13 protein-coding genes are annotated in these 17,257 nt (G+C 59.5%); 12 read left to right on the top strand and 1 reads right to left on the bottom strand.

Annotation, left to right across the window (positions count from 1 at the left end; genetic code table 11):
* The first annotated feature begins 6 nt into the window (after positions 1 to 6).
* From IB244_RS23335 to IB244_RS23305, 7 genes are all read left to right on the top strand, one after another.
* Positions 7 to 375, top strand: a complete 369-nt coding sequence (locus tag IB244_RS23335) for a sodium:proton antiporter (RefSeq protein WP_169682048.1) — start codon at positions 7 to 9, stop codon at positions 373 to 375.
* A complete protein-coding gene (locus tag IB244_RS23330) occupies positions 369 to 3,455 on the top strand; it encodes a complex I subunit 5 family protein (RefSeq protein ID WP_192305803.1) in 3,087 nt (1,028 codons plus the stop codon). The genes IB244_RS23335 and IB244_RS23330 overlap by 7 nt, the downstream gene beginning before the upstream one ends.
* 138 nt (positions 3,456 to 3,593) lie before the next feature.
* Entirely contained in the window at positions 3,594 to 5,024 is a 1,431-nt protein-coding gene (locus tag IB244_RS23325) for a basic amino acid/polyamine antiporter (RefSeq protein ID WP_192305801.1), read from the top strand.
* 188 nt (positions 5,025 to 5,212) lie between these two features.
* Positions 5,213 to 6,646: a basic amino acid/polyamine antiporter gene (locus IB244_RS23320; RefSeq protein WP_018856277.1), complete on the top strand. Its 1,434-nt coding sequence runs from the start codon at positions 5,213 to 5,215 to the stop codon at positions 6,644 to 6,646.
* Positions 6,647 to 6,665: 19 nt separating this feature from the next.
* Positions 6,666 to 7,910, top strand: coding sequence for an arginine deiminase (arcA, locus tag IB244_RS23315; protein ID WP_018856278.1), 1,245 nt, complete (start codon positions 6,666 to 6,668; stop codon positions 7,908 to 7,910).
* 95 nt (positions 7,911 to 8,005) lie between these two features.
* Positions 8,006 to 9,106 carry an efflux RND transporter periplasmic adaptor subunit gene (locus tag IB244_RS23310; protein ID WP_169682051.1) on the top strand — a complete coding sequence of 367 codons (1,101 nt, stop codon included), beginning with the start codon at positions 8,006 to 8,008 and terminating at the stop codon, positions 9,104 to 9,106.
* Complete coding sequence (locus IB244_RS23305; RefSeq protein ID WP_169682052.1) at positions 9,103 to 12,189, top strand: efflux RND transporter permease subunit; 3,087 nt, start codon at positions 9,103 to 9,105, stop codon at positions 12,187 to 12,189. Before IB244_RS23310 ends, IB244_RS23305 begins: the two co-directional genes overlap by 4 nt.
* 53 nt (positions 12,190 to 12,242) lie before the next feature.
* Here IB244_RS23305 and IB244_RS23300 read toward each other — a convergent pair whose 3' ends face one another.
* Entirely contained in the window at positions 12,243 to 12,518 is a 276-nt protein-coding gene (locus IB244_RS23300) for an AAA family ATPase (RefSeq protein ID WP_246733677.1), read from the bottom strand.
* A 284-nt stretch (positions 12,519 to 12,802) separates the two neighbouring features.
* On the opposite strand from IB244_RS23300, the gene IB244_RS23295 reads away from it, so the two are divergent.
* The 5 genes from IB244_RS23295 (at position 12,803) to ligD (ending at position 17,134) form a co-directional block, all read left to right on the top strand.
* The gene (locus IB244_RS23295) at positions 12,803 to 13,489 is read left to right on the top strand and encodes a VOC family protein (RefSeq protein ID WP_169682053.1); all 687 of its coding nucleotides are present in this window, start codon (positions 12,803 to 12,805) and stop codon (positions 13,487 to 13,489) included.
* A gap of 72 nt (positions 13,490 to 13,561) precedes the next feature.
* Positions 13,562 to 14,059: an NUDIX hydrolase gene (locus IB244_RS23290; protein ID WP_169682054.1), complete on the top strand. Its 498-nt coding sequence runs from the start codon at positions 13,562 to 13,564 to the stop codon at positions 14,057 to 14,059.
* Positions 14,060 to 14,380: 321 nt separating this feature from the next.
* Positions 14,381 to 15,136 (top strand): ImuA family protein, encoded by a 756-nt coding sequence (locus IB244_RS32470; protein WP_169682055.1) that lies wholly within the window; start codon positions 14,381 to 14,383, stop codon positions 15,134 to 15,136.
* A gap of 661 nt (positions 15,137 to 15,797) precedes the next feature.
* The gene (locus tag IB244_RS23285) at positions 15,798 to 16,085 is read left to right on the top strand and encodes a DUF982 domain-containing protein (protein WP_018856289.1); all 288 of its coding nucleotides are present in this window, start codon (positions 15,798 to 15,800) and stop codon (positions 16,083 to 16,085) included.
* Positions 16,085 to 17,134 carry a non-homologous end-joining DNA ligase gene (ligD, locus tag IB244_RS23280; protein ID WP_169682056.1) on the top strand — a complete coding sequence of 350 codons (1,050 nt, stop codon included), beginning with the start codon at positions 16,085 to 16,087 and terminating at the stop codon, positions 17,132 to 17,134. The genes IB244_RS23285 and ligD overlap by 1 nt, the downstream gene beginning before the upstream one ends.
* Positions 17,135 to 17,257 lie beyond the last annotated feature (123 nt).

The following is a 17,257-nucleotide window of genomic DNA, read 5'->3' as shown; positions in this document are numbered from 1 at the left end:
GGAAACATGGGGCTGCCGGTGTCGCACATTCTCATGGTCACGGGCTTCGCGCTCGTCCTCATCGGCTTCTGGGGGATGCTTGGCCATCGCAACATACTGCGCATCATCATCGGCTTTTCGTTGATCAATACCGGCCTGCATCTGGTGATGGTCGCGACAGGCTATGTAACCGGGGGGACGGCGCCGATCATCGACAAGGCGCTTTCAATCTCCGAAGCAACGGTGCGTTCGGTTGATCCCATCCCCGCCGCGCTGGTGGTCACGGCGATCGTCATCGGCTTTTCCGTGACCGCCGTGATGCTCGCCTTTGCGATCCGTATCCATGATGCCAGGAAAACTCTCTCCATCGATGCGCTGACGGAATCGAAATGGTAGGAGGCGTGCTGCAACCGCTGACGATCTTCCTGCTCGGCCTTGGCGGCGGCTTTCTGATCCCGCTTGTCTATCGCATTGCCAAGCCGCTCCCGGCCATCGTCTTCTTCGCTGCCCTTGCCGGTATGACGCTGGTCTCTGTAGTCCAATTGTGGTGGCTACTCCGTGGCGGCTCGACAAACGAGATCTATACCGCCGGAGCGATCCCACCCTTTTCCATTAATCTGCGCTTCGGGCTTTGGGAGGGGTTTTTCGCCGTCAGCGTAAATCTCGCCGCAATGCTCGGCGTCTGGCAGCTGTGGGGCCGGCTGCGTAACTCCTATGCGGCACTGCTGCTCTATCTCATACTGGTCATGGGCATCAACGGCATGGTGATGACCCGCGATCTGTTCAACCAGTTCGTCTTTTTGGAAATCATGTCGATCGCGACCTACGGCCTGCTTGGGATGGAGGGCAGCCCTGCGGCACTTTCGGCAAGCTTCAAGTATATCATGGCGACGGTGCTTGCCTCGTCATGCTTCCTGTTGGGCGCGGTGCTGCTCTACCACGTCACCGGAACCCTCAACATCGACGACATGATCGAACACAGGGCGCTGATATCAGGCCCGATCGGCACGACGGCGCTTCTCTTTGTCCTGTCGGCGCTGATACTCGAACTGAAACCCTTCCCCGCCAATGGCTGGGGTCTTGACGTTTACGAAACCGCGCCCGCCGGGATTGCGGCCCTCATCTCCGGCGGCGTGTCGGCGGGCGTCTTCTTTGCGCTGTTCAAGCTGTTGCCGCTGTTTGCGACCCATTACGACCTCATCGCCTGGGCGGGTGGCCTGACCTTTCTCTTCTCCAATCTCGCCGGTCTGCCGCAGACGAAGGTGCAGCGCCTGCTCGGCTATTCGTCGATTGCCCAGATGGGCCTGCTGATGCTGTCGCTTGCCTTGCTGCGAGAACTCGACGCCGACGCAGCGATGCCGCTTGTGGTCGGCGGGCTGTTCTTCAACCATCTTTTCGCGAAGGCCGGCCTGTTCTGGCTGGTCGGTGCGGTTGGGCTCCCACGCACCGCGGCATGGCCTGCCATCGCCAACCGACCGCTGACGCTCCTCGTCTTTGCCATGTTGCTGGTTGCAATCTCCGGTCTGCCACCTTTCCCCGGCTTCTGGGCAAAGTGGGAACTCGTGGTGCGCCTTGCCGCGGGCGAGCGCTACGGTTGGGTGATCCTCATTCTGGCTGGGTCGCTTCTCGAAGCTGCCTATATGTTTCGCTGGTTCAAGCAGTCGACACGGGCGTCGGCCGAGATTGCCGAAGCCTGGCCCAGGATCGCTGCACTCGCGCCGTCGCTTGTCTGCGTGATGTTACTGACTGCGGGAGGTTGGATCGCATCACGCCTTGCCGGGGTTGCCTCGCTCCAGCTTTTCCTGCCGCTCCTGGCGGGTCTCGTCGTCTTCTGCGTGGACGGGCTTCCCGGCCGGATCAAATGCGTGCTGATGCTCGCGCTCGTGTTCTTTCTCGGTATGGCACAAGTCTCTTTGATGTCCGGGCTCAATCAGCTGTTCGCGGCTCTACTGCTTGGGGGCGGGCTCGTCGTTGCCATGGCGGGGCTTTATCGCACCGATCAGCGTCCCGGCTACTATCCATTCATGACGGTCCTGCCGCTTGCGATCGTCGGACTGCTTTGGGCGCCCACCAGTCTCGAGTTCTTCTTCAACTGGGAACTGATCACCCTGTCGACCTATTTCCTCATCATGCAAGGGCGAAGTGCGCACCCGCATGCCTTGCCCTTCCTGATGTTTTCCCTGATTTCGGCCTTCTGCATTCTTTCCGGTTTCGGGCTTTCGGCTGCAGCGAGCGGCACCATCTCCCTGGACGCCCTCGTTTCATCCAGCATGGCGTCGATGGCATTCACCCTCTTGGGGATTGGCTTTCTCATCAAGGCCGGCGCGATCGGCCTGCATGTTTGGCTTCCCGGCGCCTATGCGGAAGCCGATGATGACATGTCGGCGATGCTATCGGCCGTGGTCAGCAAGGTCGCGATCGTCGGCCTGTTTCTTGTCACCTATCTGGCGATAAGGGCAAACACGGGGTTGGAGCTTGCACATGTGATGGCCTGGATCGGCCTTCTGACCACGCTTGGCGGTGCAGCGATGGCGCTCAAGCAGGATGACGTAAAGCTCATGCTCGCTTACTCGAGCATGAGCCAGATCGGCTATATCATGACGGCCATCGCCATGATGAGCCATCTTGGCTGGGTGACGGCGATGTATCTCATCGCCAACCATCTGATGGTCAAGGGCATTCTCTTTCTCGTGGCAGCTGCCGTCATTTTGCGAACCGGCACGCGCCGCTTCGACGAGATCAGCGGACTTATGACGGCAATGCCGCTCACGTTCGTGCTTGCCGTCGTCGCGCTGCTGTCAATGTCGGGACTGCCGCCACTCGTCGGCTTCGGCGCCAAATGGCTGCTCCTCAGTGCCATGATCGATCGTGGGTGGTACGGGCTGGCCGCGCTTGGGGTGGCTGCGACCTTGCTCGGTCTGCTTTACATGTTCCGCTTCGCCTACGCGATCTTCCTAAGCCAACCGAAAGGAGACCGGCTATATCTGCGTGAAGCCCCGATCAGCCTGCTTGCGCCGCAAGCGCTGCTTGCGGTCGCCATTCTGGCACTCTCATTCTTCCCGAAACTCGTGATGGGTCCGATTTCGGCAGCAATCGACCCGCAATTTTCCTCAAGGCTCGTCTGGCAGGGAATGTCGCTCGAAGCGGTTTATGCGCACTGGAATCCACTGCCAGCGATGACGGTCGCCCTTATGCTGTCGGCTGCGATCTTTCTCGTCGCCTGGCTTATTTACCGGGGCAATCTCGGCCGCTTTTCGAAAACGAGCATCGACGCCTTCTATCGCTTTTATAAACCGGCGTTGGCAGCGGTCACCGAACCCTTGGCCAGGGCCGTCTGGAACGGGACTAGCGCGACGGTCATTGGAGCGGCGCAGTGGGTTCGCCAGGCCTATACCGGCAATGGCCAGACCTACTCACTGCAGATACTCTGTTACATCATCGTCCTTTACCTTTTCGGGACCTATGCACGTGGTTAATGATCGGCATCCAATACAGGCGCGGCCCGTGCGTAATCCTGCAAATGGGACTGGAGGCGTAGTTTCTGGATTTCTTGCTGAGCACTTTGCGTCAAAGGACGCGCTAAACTTCACCCATCCAACAACTCGGTTTGTGTCATGACCTCCCCCTCTGAAGGAAAGTTTTCGATTTGGACCTTGATGGCGATGTGTGTGGGCTCGATGGTCGGCGCAGGGATATTTTCCTTGCCACAGGCCTTCGGCCGCGCAACCGGACCGTTCGGTGCCATCATCGCCTGGACGATTGCCGGCGTCGGCATGCTGATGCTCGCCTTCGTCTTCCAATCACTGTCGCGGCGCCGCCCCGATCTCGACGCAGGCATCTATGCCTATGCCAAGGCCGGCTTCGGCAACTATCTCGGCTTCCTCTCGGCTCTTGGCTACTGGTCGGCGGCGCTGCTGGGCAATGTTTCTTACTTTGTGCTCATCAAATCGACACTGGGGCTGTTCTTCCCGATCTTCGGCGATGGCAACACGATACTCGCGGTCGCAACGTCTTCGATCCTCCTCTGGTGCATGCATTTCGTCATCCTGCGCGGCATTCGCGAAGCCGCGGTAATCAACACGATCGTTACATTTGCGAAGATTGTTCCCATCTTGCTCTTCATCGTCTTCGTGATTGCGGGTTTCAGATACGACCTGTTCGCCGCCAATTTCTGGGGCGGCGGTGACCCGACCTTCGCCGACATTTCCAGCCAGGTGCGCGCGACCATGCTGGTCACGGTCTTCGTCTTTGTCGGTATCGAGGGCGCGAGCGTTTATTCGCGTTACGCACGCAACCGGGCCGATGTTGGTATCGCAACGCTGACCGGCTTTCTCGGCGTGCTTTCGCTGATGGTTCTGATTACGCTCCTGTCCTACGGGATAATGCCGCGCACGGATCTCGCAACGCTCAGAAATCCTTCAATGGCCGGCGTGCTCGAAGCGGTGGTCGGACCGTGGGGTCGGCTGTTCGTCAGCGCCGCTCTGATAATCTCGGTCGCCGGCGCCTACCTTTCTTGGGTGCTGCTCGCCGCCGAAATTCTCTATTCGGCATCGAAGTTCGACACGATGCCGCGCTTTCTTTCCAAAGAGAACGAAAGCGGTGTTCCTTCGAACGCGCTCTGGCTCACCAACATTGTGGTCCAGGTGTTCCTGATCCTCACTCTCTTTGCGCAATACGCCTTCACCCTGGCGCTGGAGCTGACGAGCTCGATGATCCTGATCCCGTACCTCTTAGTTGCGGCTTACGGCTTCAAGCTCGCCTGGACCGGCGAGACATACGAGCGGGATTCGTCCGGTCATCGTGGCGACTTCGTGCGGGCCGGTATCGCGCTTCTCTATACCGCCGGGCTGATCTATGCCGCGGGCGCCAAGCACCTGCTATTGTCGGCCGCCATCTATGGACCTGGAACCATCCTCTACTTCATGGCCAGACGCGAGCAGAGTGCGCGAGCCTTTACTCCGGCGGAGACCGCCATATTTATGGTTGCGGCCGTCGGCGCAGTTGTCGCGATCCTCGGCATCGCGACAGGACGTATTAGCATTTAGTCGATCGCGCAACGCGATGAGTGGTCGCGCATTTACAGCCAGTGGTCGCAAAAAATTGCAGGCATCGCATATTCGTGGTACTTCATACGGATCACAGTCGCGGGGAAACGAATTATCGTTCCAGAGCAAATAATTACACGACGTGCATAAGCCTTAAAAAGCAACATCAGTTGGCATGAGAGGGCGACATGGCATCTCAATCCACGCAGAAATTTTCCCGGTTGGCACTCACTGGCATGGTTGTCGGATCCATGGTCGGGGCCGGCATTTTCAACCTGCCCGGTCGCTTCGGCGCCGCCACGGGGCCTTTCGGAGCCATCATTGCCTGGGCAATCGCGGGTACCGGCATGTACATGCTCGCGCGTGTGTTTCAGGCTCTCGCCGAGAAACGGCCGGACATCGACGCGGGCGTGTTCGCCTATGCCAAGGCTGGTTTCGGCAACTACATGGGCTTCCTTTCGGCCTTCGGTTACTGGCTCGGAAGTTGCCTCGGCAACGTCTTCTACTGGGTGCTCATCGGGTCGACGCTAGGGCGCTTTTTCCCGGGCATCTTCGGCGACGGAAGCAGCGCGATTGCGATCATCGTGTCGCTGCTGGGCGTCTGGGCCTTCCATTTCATGATCCTGAAGGGAGTGGAGCAGGCAGCGTTCATCAACACCGTCGTCACCGTCGCCAAGATCGTGCCGATCCTCGTCTTCATCCTGCTGCTGATCTTCTTTTTCAACTACACGCAGTTCTCCGAGAACTTCTTTGGCGGTGCGGACATGCCGGCAAAGCCGCTGGTCGCGCAGGTCCGCGATACCATGTTGATCACTGTGTTCGTGTTCATCGGCATCGAAGGCGCAAGCGTCTATTCACGCTTTGCCGAAAAACGCTCCGATGTCGGCGCCGCAACCATACTGGGCTTTGTCGGCGTCACCGGTCTGATGGTGGCGGTGACCATGCTTCCCTATGCGGTGATGCCGCAATCGGCGATTGCCGCGGTCCAGCAACCTTCAATGGCCGCGGTTCTCGAAGCCGTTGTCGGGCACTGGGGCGCCGTATTCATCTCGATTGGCGTTCTGGTCTCGGTGTTGGGCGCTTATCTCGCCTGGTCGCTGATCTGCGCCGAAGTGCTCTTCGCCGCGGCCAAGTCCGACGACATGCCGAGGCTCTTTGCCGCGCAGAATGCCAATCGCGTACCAGCCAACGCGTTGTGGTTGACGAACCTGGTCGTGTCGCTGTTCATCATCTCCACCTACTGGTCACGCGACGCCTTCAATTTCATGCTCGACATGACGAGCGTCACCTCGCTTCTGCCCTATCTCCTCGTCGCCGGCTACGGCGTTTTGCTTGCCCGCAGCGGCGTGGGCTATGAAACGACGCCCAATGAGCGCGGTCGCGACCAGATTTTCGCCTGGATCGCCGTCATCTACACGATCTTCATGTTCATTGCCGCCGGTCTCAAATATGTGCTTCTCGTCGCCGTCCTCCTGGTGCCTGGCACCATTCTTTATGTCTGGGCGCGGCGTGAGCAGAAATTGCAGCTGTTTACCTCCACCGAGCTCATCATCTTCGCCGTTACATTGATTGCCGGCCTGATCGGGGCCTACGGCCTGTTGACGGGCATCATCACACCTTGAACAGAAAGGCAGGAGCGTCATGACATCAGACATCCCTTTCGGCGTGCATTCGGAAGTGGGCCAGCTTCGCAAGGTGATGGTCTGCGCGCCCGGCCGGGCTCACCAGCGCCTGACACCGAGCAATTGCGACGATCTTCTCTTTGACGACGTGCTTTGGGTCGACAATGCCAAACGCGACCATTTCGACTTCATGACGAAGATGCGCGATCGCGGCGTCGAAGTCGTTGAGATGCACAATCTGCTCGCCGAAACAGTTGCCATCCCGGAAGCGAAGAAGTGGATCCTCGATAACCAGGTCGCGCCGAACCAGATCGGGCTCGGATTGCTTGACGAGGTTCGCTCCTATCTGGAGGGGCTTTCCAACCGCGAGCTCGCCGAAACGCTGATCGGCGGCCTCTCGACCTTTGAATTTCCGGAATCGATCGGTGGTGAGCAGCTCGCGCTGATACGCGACGCGGCGGGTGTCAACGAATACCTGCTGCCGCCGCTACCGAACACGCTCTACACCCGCGACACCACCTGCTGGATCTACGGCGGGGTAACGCTCAACGCACTTTACTGGCCGGCCCGCCACGAGGAGACAATCCTCACCAGCTCCATTTACAAGTTCCATCCGGATTTCGCCGGAAAGGTGAACGTCTGGTGGGGCGATCCGACCAAGGATTGGGGGCTTGCCACGCTCGAGGGCGGCGACGTCATGCCAATCGGCAAAGGCAACGTGCTAATCGGCATGAGCGAGCGGACCTCGCGCCAGGCGATCAGCCAGGTTGCCCAGGCGCTGTTCGAAAAGGGTGCAGCCGAACGCGTTATTGTCGCGGCCATGCCGAAGCTGCGCGCGGCCATGCATCTCGACACGGTCTTCACGTTCGCCGACCGTGATTGCGTCCTGATCTATCCCGACATCGTCGACAAGATCGATGCCTTCTCCTACCGCCCGGACGGCAAAGGCGGCGTCGAGCTGCACAAGGACAAGGGCAGCTTCGTCGAGACGGTCCGCGACTCCCTCGGCTTGAAGAAGATGCGCGTCGTCCAGACCGGGGGCAATGACTACATGCGCGAGCGCACCCAGTGGGATAGCGGCGCCAACCTTGTCTGCGCTTCCCCGGGCGTCGTCTATGCCTATGACCGCAATACCTACACGAACACGCTGCTTCGCAAGGAAGGTATCGAAGTCATCACCATTACTGGTGCTGAACTTGGACGCGGGCGCGGCGGCGGGCATTGCATGACCTGCCCGATCATCCGCGACGCGGTCGATTACTGACCTTTTACGCGTGCTCCGGTCGCCCGGGTTACCGATCGCTGACGCGGTGTAAGCCGCGCCAACTTGTGGGTGTGTTCGAGAAGTGAGAGGCCGCCATGCCGTTGCGTTCCTTGATGTCGAGACACAAAGCGATTTTCGTTTACGCGGGGCTTACCGCCCTTGTCCTTTCCGGCTGCCAGAGAAGCGAGGAAAAGGAAGAGCTGCCGACGCGGCCAGTCAAGACGCAGGCTGTCTCGTTCAATCCCGAGGATACGTTCGGCTCCCTGGTTGGCGAGATCCAGCCAAGGGTCGAGACCAGCTTCGGCTTCCGCCAGGGCGGGGAAATCCGGGAGCGCGACGTCGAGGTCGGTGATCGCGTGGAGGTCGGAATGGTGATCGCCCGGCTCGATTCCGAAGATGCCCAGGATGCGCTCCGCAAGGCGGAAGCCAATCTGTTTTCCGCGCAGTCGACCTTCCAGAACGCCGAGATCGAGCGCAATCGCCAGCAGCAACTCTTCCCGCGGACGTCGACCCGTCAGCAGTTAGACGCGGCCATAGCGCAGGCCAATGTTGCCCAGGCCGGTGTCGATGCCGCTGAGGCGGCGTTGCGGATTGCCCAGACCAACCTCGACAACCGTACGCTGAAAGCCAATGGTGCCGGCGTCGTCACTGGCATTGGCGGCGAAGTGGGCCAGGTGGTCGGCGGGGGTCAGATGGTCGTCCGCGTGGCGCAGGTTGGTCCGCGGGATGCGGTGTTCCAGGTGCCGGAGGCGACGATCCAGACCGCCAACAGCAATGCCCACGTCGAAGTTCGGTTGTTAAGCAATCCAAATGTGACGGCGAGTGGATCCGTCAGGGAAATATCGCCGACCGCCAATCCGGTTACGCGCAATTTCACCGTCCGCGTCGGCCTGGACAACGCGCCTGAAGAGTTCCGTTTCGGCAGTTCGGTGCGTGGTACGATCCAGATCGCAGGCGCGCCCGTCGCGCGGCTGCCGATGACGGCGCTGTTCAACCAGAACAACCAGCCGGCCGTCTGGGTGGTTGACCCGGCAAGCAACACCACCAAGCTCGTGCCGGTAGAGGTCCATCGATTCGATACGCAGGATTTCCTCGTGAGCAAGGGGCTGTCGAGCGGCGATCAGGTCGTCGTCGCCGGCGTCCAGCAGCTGCGTCCCGGCATGGCGGTTCGCCTGCTTGAAGGAAGCGTCCAATGAACGGAGGATTCAATCTCTCCGAATGGGCCATTCAGCGCAAAAGCCTGATCGTCTTCCTCGCATTTCTGAGCGCTGTCGGCGGCATTCTCGCCTATTTCAATCTCGGCCGCGACGAGGACCCGGAATTCACCTTCAAGACGATGATCGTGTCTGCCGCGTGGCCGGGTGGCACCATCGAGCAGACTACAGACCAGATTACGGACCGGCTGGAGCGGACACTCGAGGAGGTGCCGCATCTCGATCACCTGAGGAGCCTGACCAGCGCCGGCCAGTCAGTGATCTACGTGGTGCTCGACGACGCAACGCCGCCCGACCAGGTCGGCGAATCCTGGTATCAGGCCCGAACCAGGGTCGGCGACATCGTCTCGACGCTTCCGGCTGGCGTCCGCGGGCCGTTCTTCAACGACGATTTCGGCGATACCTTTGGCATCATCTACGGTTTCACTGCTGATGGCTTCGGTGACCGCGAGGTGCGTGACTGGGTCTACGAGGCGCGCAACCGCCTGCTCAAGCTCGACGATATCGGCAAGGTTCAGCTTATTGGCACGCAGGACGAGACGATCTTCATCGAGTTCTCGACCAATCGGCTCGCCAGCCTCGGCCTCAGCATGCCGAGCGTGATCTCGACGATTCAGGCGCAGAACGCCGTTCTTCCCACCGGCCAGCTGACGACCGAGCGCGATCGCACGGTCTTGGAGGTTTCGGGCAGTCTCGCCAGCGAAAAGGATCTGCGCGAGCTCAATATTCCGACCGCCTCCGGCTTCGTTCGCCTCGGCGACATCGCCGATATCGTGCGCGGCACCGTCGATCCGCCGCAACCGCGCTTTCGCGTCGATGGCAAGCCGGCGATCGGGCTTGCCGTCTCGATGGCCTCCGGCGGCGACATTCTGCAGCTTGGCCGAAACATCGATAGCGTCATGAATCGTTTCGAGCACGATCTGCCGATCGGCATTGATCTGACGCGGGTCGCGAGCCAGCCGACAGTGGTGCAAACCGCCATTCGCGGCTTCACGACTTCGCTGGCGCAGGCTGTCGTCATCGTCCTTGGTGTCAGTTTCCTGGCACTCGGCGTGCGAGCGGGCCTTGCCGTCGCAGTCTCGATCCCGCTGGTGATGGCGCTGACCTTCCTCTTCATGGACATCACCGGCATTGCATTGCAGCGTGTCTCGCTCGGTGCGCTGATCATCGCGCTGACGTTGATGATCGACGACACGATGGTGACGGTTGAGATCACCATGGCGAAGCTCGAGGAAGGAATGGACCGCGTGAAGGCGGCAGCGTACGCCTATACATCCACCGCCTTTCCGATGCTTGCGGGAACGCTTGTCACCATTGCAGGCTTCATTCCGGTTGGCTTCGCCCAGAGTTCCTCGGGCGAATACGCGCGCTCGCTGTTCTTCGTGATCGGCTTTTCCCTGATCGTGTCCTGGCTGGTGGCGGTGCTTCTGACGCCGATCGTTGGCCTTGCCGTCCTGAAGCCGAGCGAGAAAGCCGGCGAAAAGACCGAGAGCAAGCTTATCCGCGGTTTCAAGAGGCTGCTCGGCGCCTGCGTCCGCATGCGCGTTCTCGTCATTCTGGCGACCGTCGCCCTGTTTGCCGCGTCGCTTTTCGGCTCACAGTATATGCGCCGGCAATTTTTCCCATCGTCAGATCGTCCGGAACTGCTTCTGTCGCTCGTCCTGCCACAAGATGCCTCGCAAGAGGCGACTGCCGCCCAGGTAAAGCGGGTGGAGGAAATCCTCGCCGCCGACGAAGGGGTTGCCAACTGGAGCTTCTACGTCGGCTCCGACCCGATCCGCTTCTATCTCTCGATGGACCTCAATCCGCCGGCCCCCTTCCGCGCGCAGGCAGTTGTCATCAGCAAGAGCGTTTCCCAGCGGGATGCCCTGCAGCAGAGGCTGCAAAAACTCCTCGACGAGCAGTTCCCAGATATCATCGCCCGTGTCTCTCCGCTGGAAATGGGCCCACCAGTCGGCTGGCCCGTTCAATATCGCGTCAGCGGCCCTGATATCGTCGGTGTGCGCGATCTCGCCTGGAAGGTTGCTGACGTTCTCCATACCGTCCCAGGCGCTGTTCAACCGCACCTCGACTGGAACGAACCTATCCGGAAGGTCGTCATCAACGTCGACCAAGACCGCGCCAGGCTGGTCGGGTTGAACTCGTCCGTTATCGCGCAGACGCTGTTTGCGACCTCCTCGGGCTTGCCGATCACGCAGGTGCGCGATTCCATCTATCTGGTCAACGTTGTCGCACGCGCGACGGAGGATCAACGCGTCGACATCAATACGCTGCGTTCGCTGCAGATACCGGTCGGTCCCAATCACACCGTGCCGCTTTCAAGCATCGCGACAGTGGAATACCAGACAACGCAGCCGTTGATCTGGCGGCACGACCGCTCGACTACGATCACCGTCCAGGCCGACGCGGAAAAAGGCGTGCTGGCGACTGACATCGTCGACGCCGCCACGCCGCAGATCGCTGCACTCATTCGCGACAATCCCAATTATCTGATCGAGGTGGGTGGCTCCGTTGAGGGTGCGGAAGACGGGCTCGCAGCAGTCGTAGCGATGCTGCCGGTCATGGCTGTCATCATCCTCATCGTCCTGATGTTTCAGCTGCAGAGCGTGCAGCGCCTTATCCTGGTCGTCAGCGTTGTTCCGCTCGGGCTGATTGGCGTCGTGCTGATCATGCTTATCACTCGCGTGCCAGTCGGTTTCATCGCCGTCCTCGGGATGATCGCTCTCATCGGCATGATCACCCGAAACTCGGTGGTGCTCATCGACCAGATCGATAGACGGATGGAGGAGGAAGGCAGGAGTTGGCAGGGCGTCATCGACGTCACCGCGCAGCGTCTGCGGCCGGTTTTCCTGACCGCCGGTTCGACGATCCTCGGCATGCTGCCGATCATCCGCGATCCGTTCTGGTCGCCGCTTGCCTTTACCGTGGTGGGGGGTCTGGTCGTTGCCGCGGCGCTGACGTTGATCTTCCTTCCGGCGCTTTATGTCCTGTGGTTCCGGATTCCACCTGAATTGGAACGACGACCCGCTCCGATTGCCGAGGCCGTGGCGCAGCCCGCATCCTAGGATAGATTGTAGGGTCGTAACTGTTTGCCGGGCCATAGTATTGCCGAGGCATGTCACATGTTGCATTTCGTGTTGTAGTGCCGTGCCAGACCCGCCTCGGAATCCGACGCCACAGTCCGGATCTCCTCGTCGGAAAGGCGTCCACGAAGGTAGAACCGGAAGATATCCGCGCGTGGTTTCTCGTCCGGAAGCCCGATTTCGAAATGGCGCTCGAGACGGCCAGAGCGCAGTAATACGGCGTCGATCAAGTGCGGATAGTTCGTCGCGCCGATGACGATGACCCTGCAAACCGCACGCGCTGTTTCGGATATGTCTCTGGCTGAGGACATACTAGAGGCGGGCATCGAAGCAGCGTTGGTGCTTGCAAGGAAATCGGAGCCATAACCTCCGTTTAGACGCCAGCGAAAATGGGCGGCAAATCCTCGCAACTGCCGGATTGTTGTCTCGATGAGGCGTGCCGACTAAAATCCGACTTCGGGTCTGGGGGCACCATAGGGGCAATCGCGTTGATGTCGGCCGTAGTGCAGGTTTGTAGAGTTTGATAACTCGCGTCATCCGTGAGCGCTCCCCACCTGCCGTTTATCTCGCAGCTAAACAATCTAGGAGACTCGAGATGGGTAATACCGAGGTTCGCAGCGAAAATTCACCCCGGCCCACGCGCGATCGAGGCGTCGACATGAAGCTGGAAGTGGTCGTAATCCCCGTAGCCGACGTCGATCGGGCCAAGAGCTTCTACGCGAGCCTTGGCTGGCGGCTAGACGGCGACTTCACCGCTGGTAGCGAGTGGCGCGTAATCCAGTTCACGCCGCCCGGTTCGGGATGCTCGGTCATCTTCGGAAAGAACGTCACTTCGGCTGCGCCCGGTTCTGCGCGGGGCCTATATCTGATCGTCTCCGACATCGGCGCGGCGCGCGAGGAACTTCTGGCGCGCGGTGTACGGATCAGCGAAGTGTTTCATGCAGGCGAAGAAAAGATTGGTACCGACGAGCCGTACCTTTTCGGGAGCCGGAGAGTAAGCGGCCGCGACCCTGAGCGCCGCACCTATAGGACCTACGCCTCGTTCAATGATCCTGATGGGAACGGCTGGTTGTTGCAGGAGGTCACCGGCCGCTTGCCGGGTCGCATAGACACGGGCGGGGCAGCCTTCGTTTCTTCCGCCGAACTCGAGGCCGCGCTGCGGCGCGCGTCAGAGGCCCATGGTGAACACGAGAAACTGACCGGGCAACACGATGAAGGTTGGCCAATCTGGTATGCGGAATACATGGTAAAGGAACAAACGGGAGAGCCGTTGCCTACCTAGCCATGGCCGCAGGGGCGAGGCCACTTACTCGAAAGCCTTGCCGCGTATCGGCCTTCGCTCCATGTTCGCGCGATGGACCAGCCGGATCGACATTTCTCGAAGCTGACGCCTTACACGCACAGGGTTTTTGCAGGCGACCTGGCGGAGCAGGTCGGGGCGCTTTGCTATCGGAAATCTCTCCGCGGTATCGACATACTTCTGATCACGACCCGCCAAACAAAGCGGTGGACCATTCCCAAGGGATGGCCGTGCGCTAATTTGAAAGCGTACCAGGCCGCAGAGCGGGAAGCGTGGGAAGAGGCCGGCGTCCGGGGAAAGATCAGGAAGAAGACCTTCGGTCATTACACGTATACGAAGTACCTGAAGGACAACGAGCACGTAACTTCGATCGTCGGCGTTTATCTGCTCGAGGTCAGGCGGGAGCGCTTAAAGTTTCCAGAGCAAGACCAGCGCGATTTGATTTGGAGACATCCGCGAGAAGCAGCCGTCTTGGTGCAAGAGCCAGAGCTGAAGGGGTTGATCCTAAAGTTGGGTCGGAAGTGGAAAGCTAGCGCAAGATCAGTGGCCTGATACGTGTTGCCAGCTTTGCGGCCGAGTTCGATACTCCGGTCGCAGACGCCGCACACCAAGGTATGATTGAGCCGCGATACTTCCGCGAGGTTCTCTCGTCGCAGGAATTTTTTCTCATCGTTAGATATCGTACGAACTTGAATTTCGACCGGCTACGGCATTGGATTCGTTCGCGGATCATTTTCATGCCACCCCTAGAAAAGCCGAGCTGCCCATGGTGACCGCAGATAGCCCTATTGACTAGACTGCCTTACCGGAACACATGTAGAACATAATCGCTTCCAAAGCGAGATGGAACCCATGAATTGACGAAGGCTACAGATGGCGCATGCGAGCGCAAACCCCGTTATTTCCGAGCTTCGCGAGCGTATTTCTCATCTTGATGGCGCCCTATCGCGACGGAAATGCGCCCTGCCATTTGGTGTGCCGGAAATTGATAGCCATCTGCCTGGTGGGGGGCTGGCATTGGGAGCGATCCACGAGTTCGCGGGCGGTGGTGCGGGGGCCGTGGATGGGGCAGCCGCAGCCCTTTTTGCAGCCGGGGTCGCCGCTCGCACGAAAGGGAAAGTGATTTGGTGCCTTACCCGACCGGATCTCTTCTTTCCTGCGCTGGCGCAGGTCGGCCTTCACCCGAACCGGGTAATATTCGTCGAAGCGGATCGAGAGGAGGATGTTCTCGCGTCGATGGAGGAAGCCCTTTCCTACGGTGCACTAGGAGCCGTCGTTGCTGAATTGGTTCGACTGCCGATGACGGCGTCCCGACGGCTGCAACTGGCGGCGGAAAAGTCCGGCACACTGGGATTGATTATTCGGCGGTGGCGCCGACAGAGCGAGGCAACGGACTTCGGTCAGCCAACGGCCTCGGCCACGCGATGGAGGGTAAGCGTTATGCCATCGGAAGAGCTTCCTGTTCCTGGTGTGGGGAGGGCTCGCTGGATGCTGGAGTTAATGAGAGTGAAAGCTGGCGAGTGTGCCGAGTTCGAAGTCGAAGCTTGTGATTTGTCCGGTCGCATTGCGATCCCAACGTCGGCTGGAACTTGGAGTACCGGAGGAAATCGATCCGCCCATGCCAGTTGAGTTTACCAGGATCACTCATCTAATCCACCTTGCTGGTACACGCCGCATGACGCGCATGTTCGCCGAGCAGTGACGCCGGGTGACCTTAACAAATCCTGTCCGATGAAACCGAAGACGACAAAGGAAATGTCATGTCTGCGATGAAGCAAGTGCGCGAGGAAATTAGTCCAGTCGATCAAGCTATAGAGTGGCACGATGGCGATCTGCATGCCACGATTGCCACACTGATCGACGACTGCCGCTTCCTTCGAGACCAGCTCGATACCGCTCAGAAATGCATGAGCAGCGGTCTAACGCGGGGTTGGAAGCCAAGATCTGAGCGATGATCAACTGTGGGAACTGAGCGCAAAAAGGACCTGCCAGTTGGTGCGCCCGGGAGGTACGGGAATCCAGCGCAGATTGATGCACCATTGCTCGCTGGGCAACGACACAACGCTCTTTGATTTAGTGATGACTGATATAAAGAGTTGAGCAATCCCGCAAAAAGCCACATCAGAGTGGACCCAGAGAAGTGTTTTCCAAATGGAAACGGCTATCCTTCAGGGGAAAGGTTAACTCCCATGCGACGCTTTTGTTCCGCTGGACTTATATATTTTCACTCCCCTAGACAAACGAATCACTTGGCATTTTAGTGGGCGGAGATATGTCAAGGAGTTTCGCCATGGCCGTCGATCTTCCCGTGTTTATTAAGCCCCTGCAGGTCGAAATCGATGGCATGGGACGATATCGAAAAGCGGAGACCGTCGACCAACTGGCGGCCATGCTGCTCAGCGGCAAATGGCATCATCGCGGCGGCGAGAAATTTCACAGTGCGCTGATGCGATCGGTGGAGGCCTTGGAATTTTATACCGATGCCGATACAGCCAGGGCCGCGTTCGTCGATGCTGCCCACGAGGCAGGCATGCTCGTACTTCCCGACGACATCGCCGAGATGAAAAAGGCTGGCTAATGGTGAAGGCTCCTCGTGAACGGCCGTTGCTGGCCGACTACCAGCCAATCCGTTCCCGTCCACGAGAGCCGCGCGACCCCAAGCAGCCTCAGCTGCCATTCGACCCAATGCCCGACCGGATCGAGCCGTGCCTGGCGCTTTTGAAGCCGCGCCCGCCGGTCGGCGACGAATGGTTCTATGAAGTAAAGTGGGATGGGTATCGGATCGCGGTCCACCTCAACAAGGGTAACGTTCGCATCCTGACGCGTGGCGGACACGACTGGACGCATCGCTTCCCACACATTGACCAGGCGGCTAAGGCACTGGATGTTGGGAGCGCCATCATCGACGGGGAGGCGGTAGTCCTCGATCCCGAAGGTCGCCCTCACTTCGGAATGCTGCAGAACTCGCTCGGGGGACGAGGAGGCAAGCTTCGGTCCGGCCAGGCGATGATGATGGCTTTTGATCTGCTTTATTTCGACGGTCACGATATCCGCAGCTTGGAACTGACGGCGCGGCGCTACTTTCTGGAGTCACTCTTGCGAAACGAGGATGGCGCTATCCGCCTGTCCGATACCATTGATGGTGATGGCCGTGAGATTTTTGCCGCTGCATCCCGGCATGGGCTCGAAGGGATAATCGCCAAGCACAAGGACAGCAGTTATCGATCAGGTCGCCTTGGCGATTGGGTCAAGATCAAATGCGTCCAGCGCGACAGCTTTATCGTGGTCGGATACGAGCCATCGCCTGTGGCGCGAGGAGGGATCGGCAGTCTGCTGCTGGCTGCTCGAAAGGGGGACGCGTGGATTTATGTTGGCAACGTTGGCACGGGTTTCAATGAAAATAGCGCGGCCGCGCTTCGGAAACTGCTGGACCGCATCGTCAGAAGGCGGCCGCCAGTCGTGTACGACGGCCGCCAGAAGGACATTGTCTGGGTGCAGCCGACCCTCATCGCCGAAGTTGAGTATCGAGCATGGACGCATGATGGAAAGCTTCGGCACGCCTCCTACAAGGGGCTGCGAGAGCACCAGGACAATGCGGCGGTGCTCGAAGTCGGCTGCGATTCATGACCTGGAAAGTAGACATGACCAGCACATGCGACTTTCTCATTGGCTGTAAGCTGGGCGACAATGCGCAAAAGGCGGAGGGGTGCACCGCGTTCGAAGAACGACACCTGGAGAAGAACCCATCGC

It is taken from the genome of Rhizobium sp. RHZ02 (genome assembly GCF_014851575.1).
Taxonomy (GTDB): Bacteria; Pseudomonadota; Alphaproteobacteria; order Rhizobiales; family Rhizobiaceae; genus Rhizobium; species Rhizobium altiplani.
The sequence above is the reverse complement of the archived record's forward strand: the minus strand, read 5'-3'. Positions and strand labels throughout refer to the sequence as shown.

Coding starts and splice junctions, on each gene's coding strand:
- IB244_RS23300 (WP_246733677.1), bottom strand. CDS start 12,518: ATGTCCTCAGCCAGAGACATATCCGAAACAGCGCGTGCGGTTTGCAGG.
- IB244_RS23335 (WP_169682048.1), top strand. CDS start 7: ATGGGGCTGCCGGTGTCGCACATTCTCATGGTCACGGGCTTCGCGCTC.
- ligD (WP_169682056.1), top strand. CDS start 16,085: ATGGTGAAGGCTCCTCGTGAACGGCCGTTGCTGGCCGACTACCAGCCA.
- IB244_RS23305 (WP_169682052.1), top strand. CDS start 9,103: ATGAACGGAGGATTCAATCTCTCCGAATGGGCCATTCAGCGCAAAAGC.
- IB244_RS23330 (WP_192305803.1), top strand. CDS start 369: ATGGTAGGAGGCGTGCTGCAACCGCTGACGATCTTCCTGCTCGGCCTT.
- IB244_RS23290 (WP_169682054.1), top strand. CDS start 13,562: ATGGACCAGCCGGATCGACATTTCTCGAAGCTGACGCCTTACACGCAC.
- arcA (WP_018856278.1), top strand. CDS start 6,666: ATGACATCAGACATCCCTTTCGGCGTGCATTCGGAAGTGGGCCAGCTT.
- IB244_RS23325 (WP_192305801.1), top strand. CDS start 3,594: ATGACCTCCCCCTCTGAAGGAAAGTTTTCGATTTGGACCTTGATGGCG.
- IB244_RS23295 (WP_169682053.1), top strand. CDS start 12,803: ATGGGTAATACCGAGGTTCGCAGCGAAAATTCACCCCGGCCCACGCGC.
- IB244_RS23320 (WP_018856277.1), top strand. CDS start 5,213: ATGGCATCTCAATCCACGCAGAAATTTTCCCGGTTGGCACTCACTGGC.
- IB244_RS23310 (WP_169682051.1), top strand. CDS start 8,006: ATGCCGTTGCGTTCCTTGATGTCGAGACACAAAGCGATTTTCGTTTAC.
- IB244_RS32470 (WP_169682055.1), top strand. CDS start 14,381: ATGGCGCATGCGAGCGCAAACCCCGTTATTTCCGAGCTTCGCGAGCGT.
- IB244_RS23285 (WP_018856289.1), top strand. CDS start 15,798: ATGGCCGTCGATCTTCCCGTGTTTATTAAGCCCCTGCAGGTCGAAATC.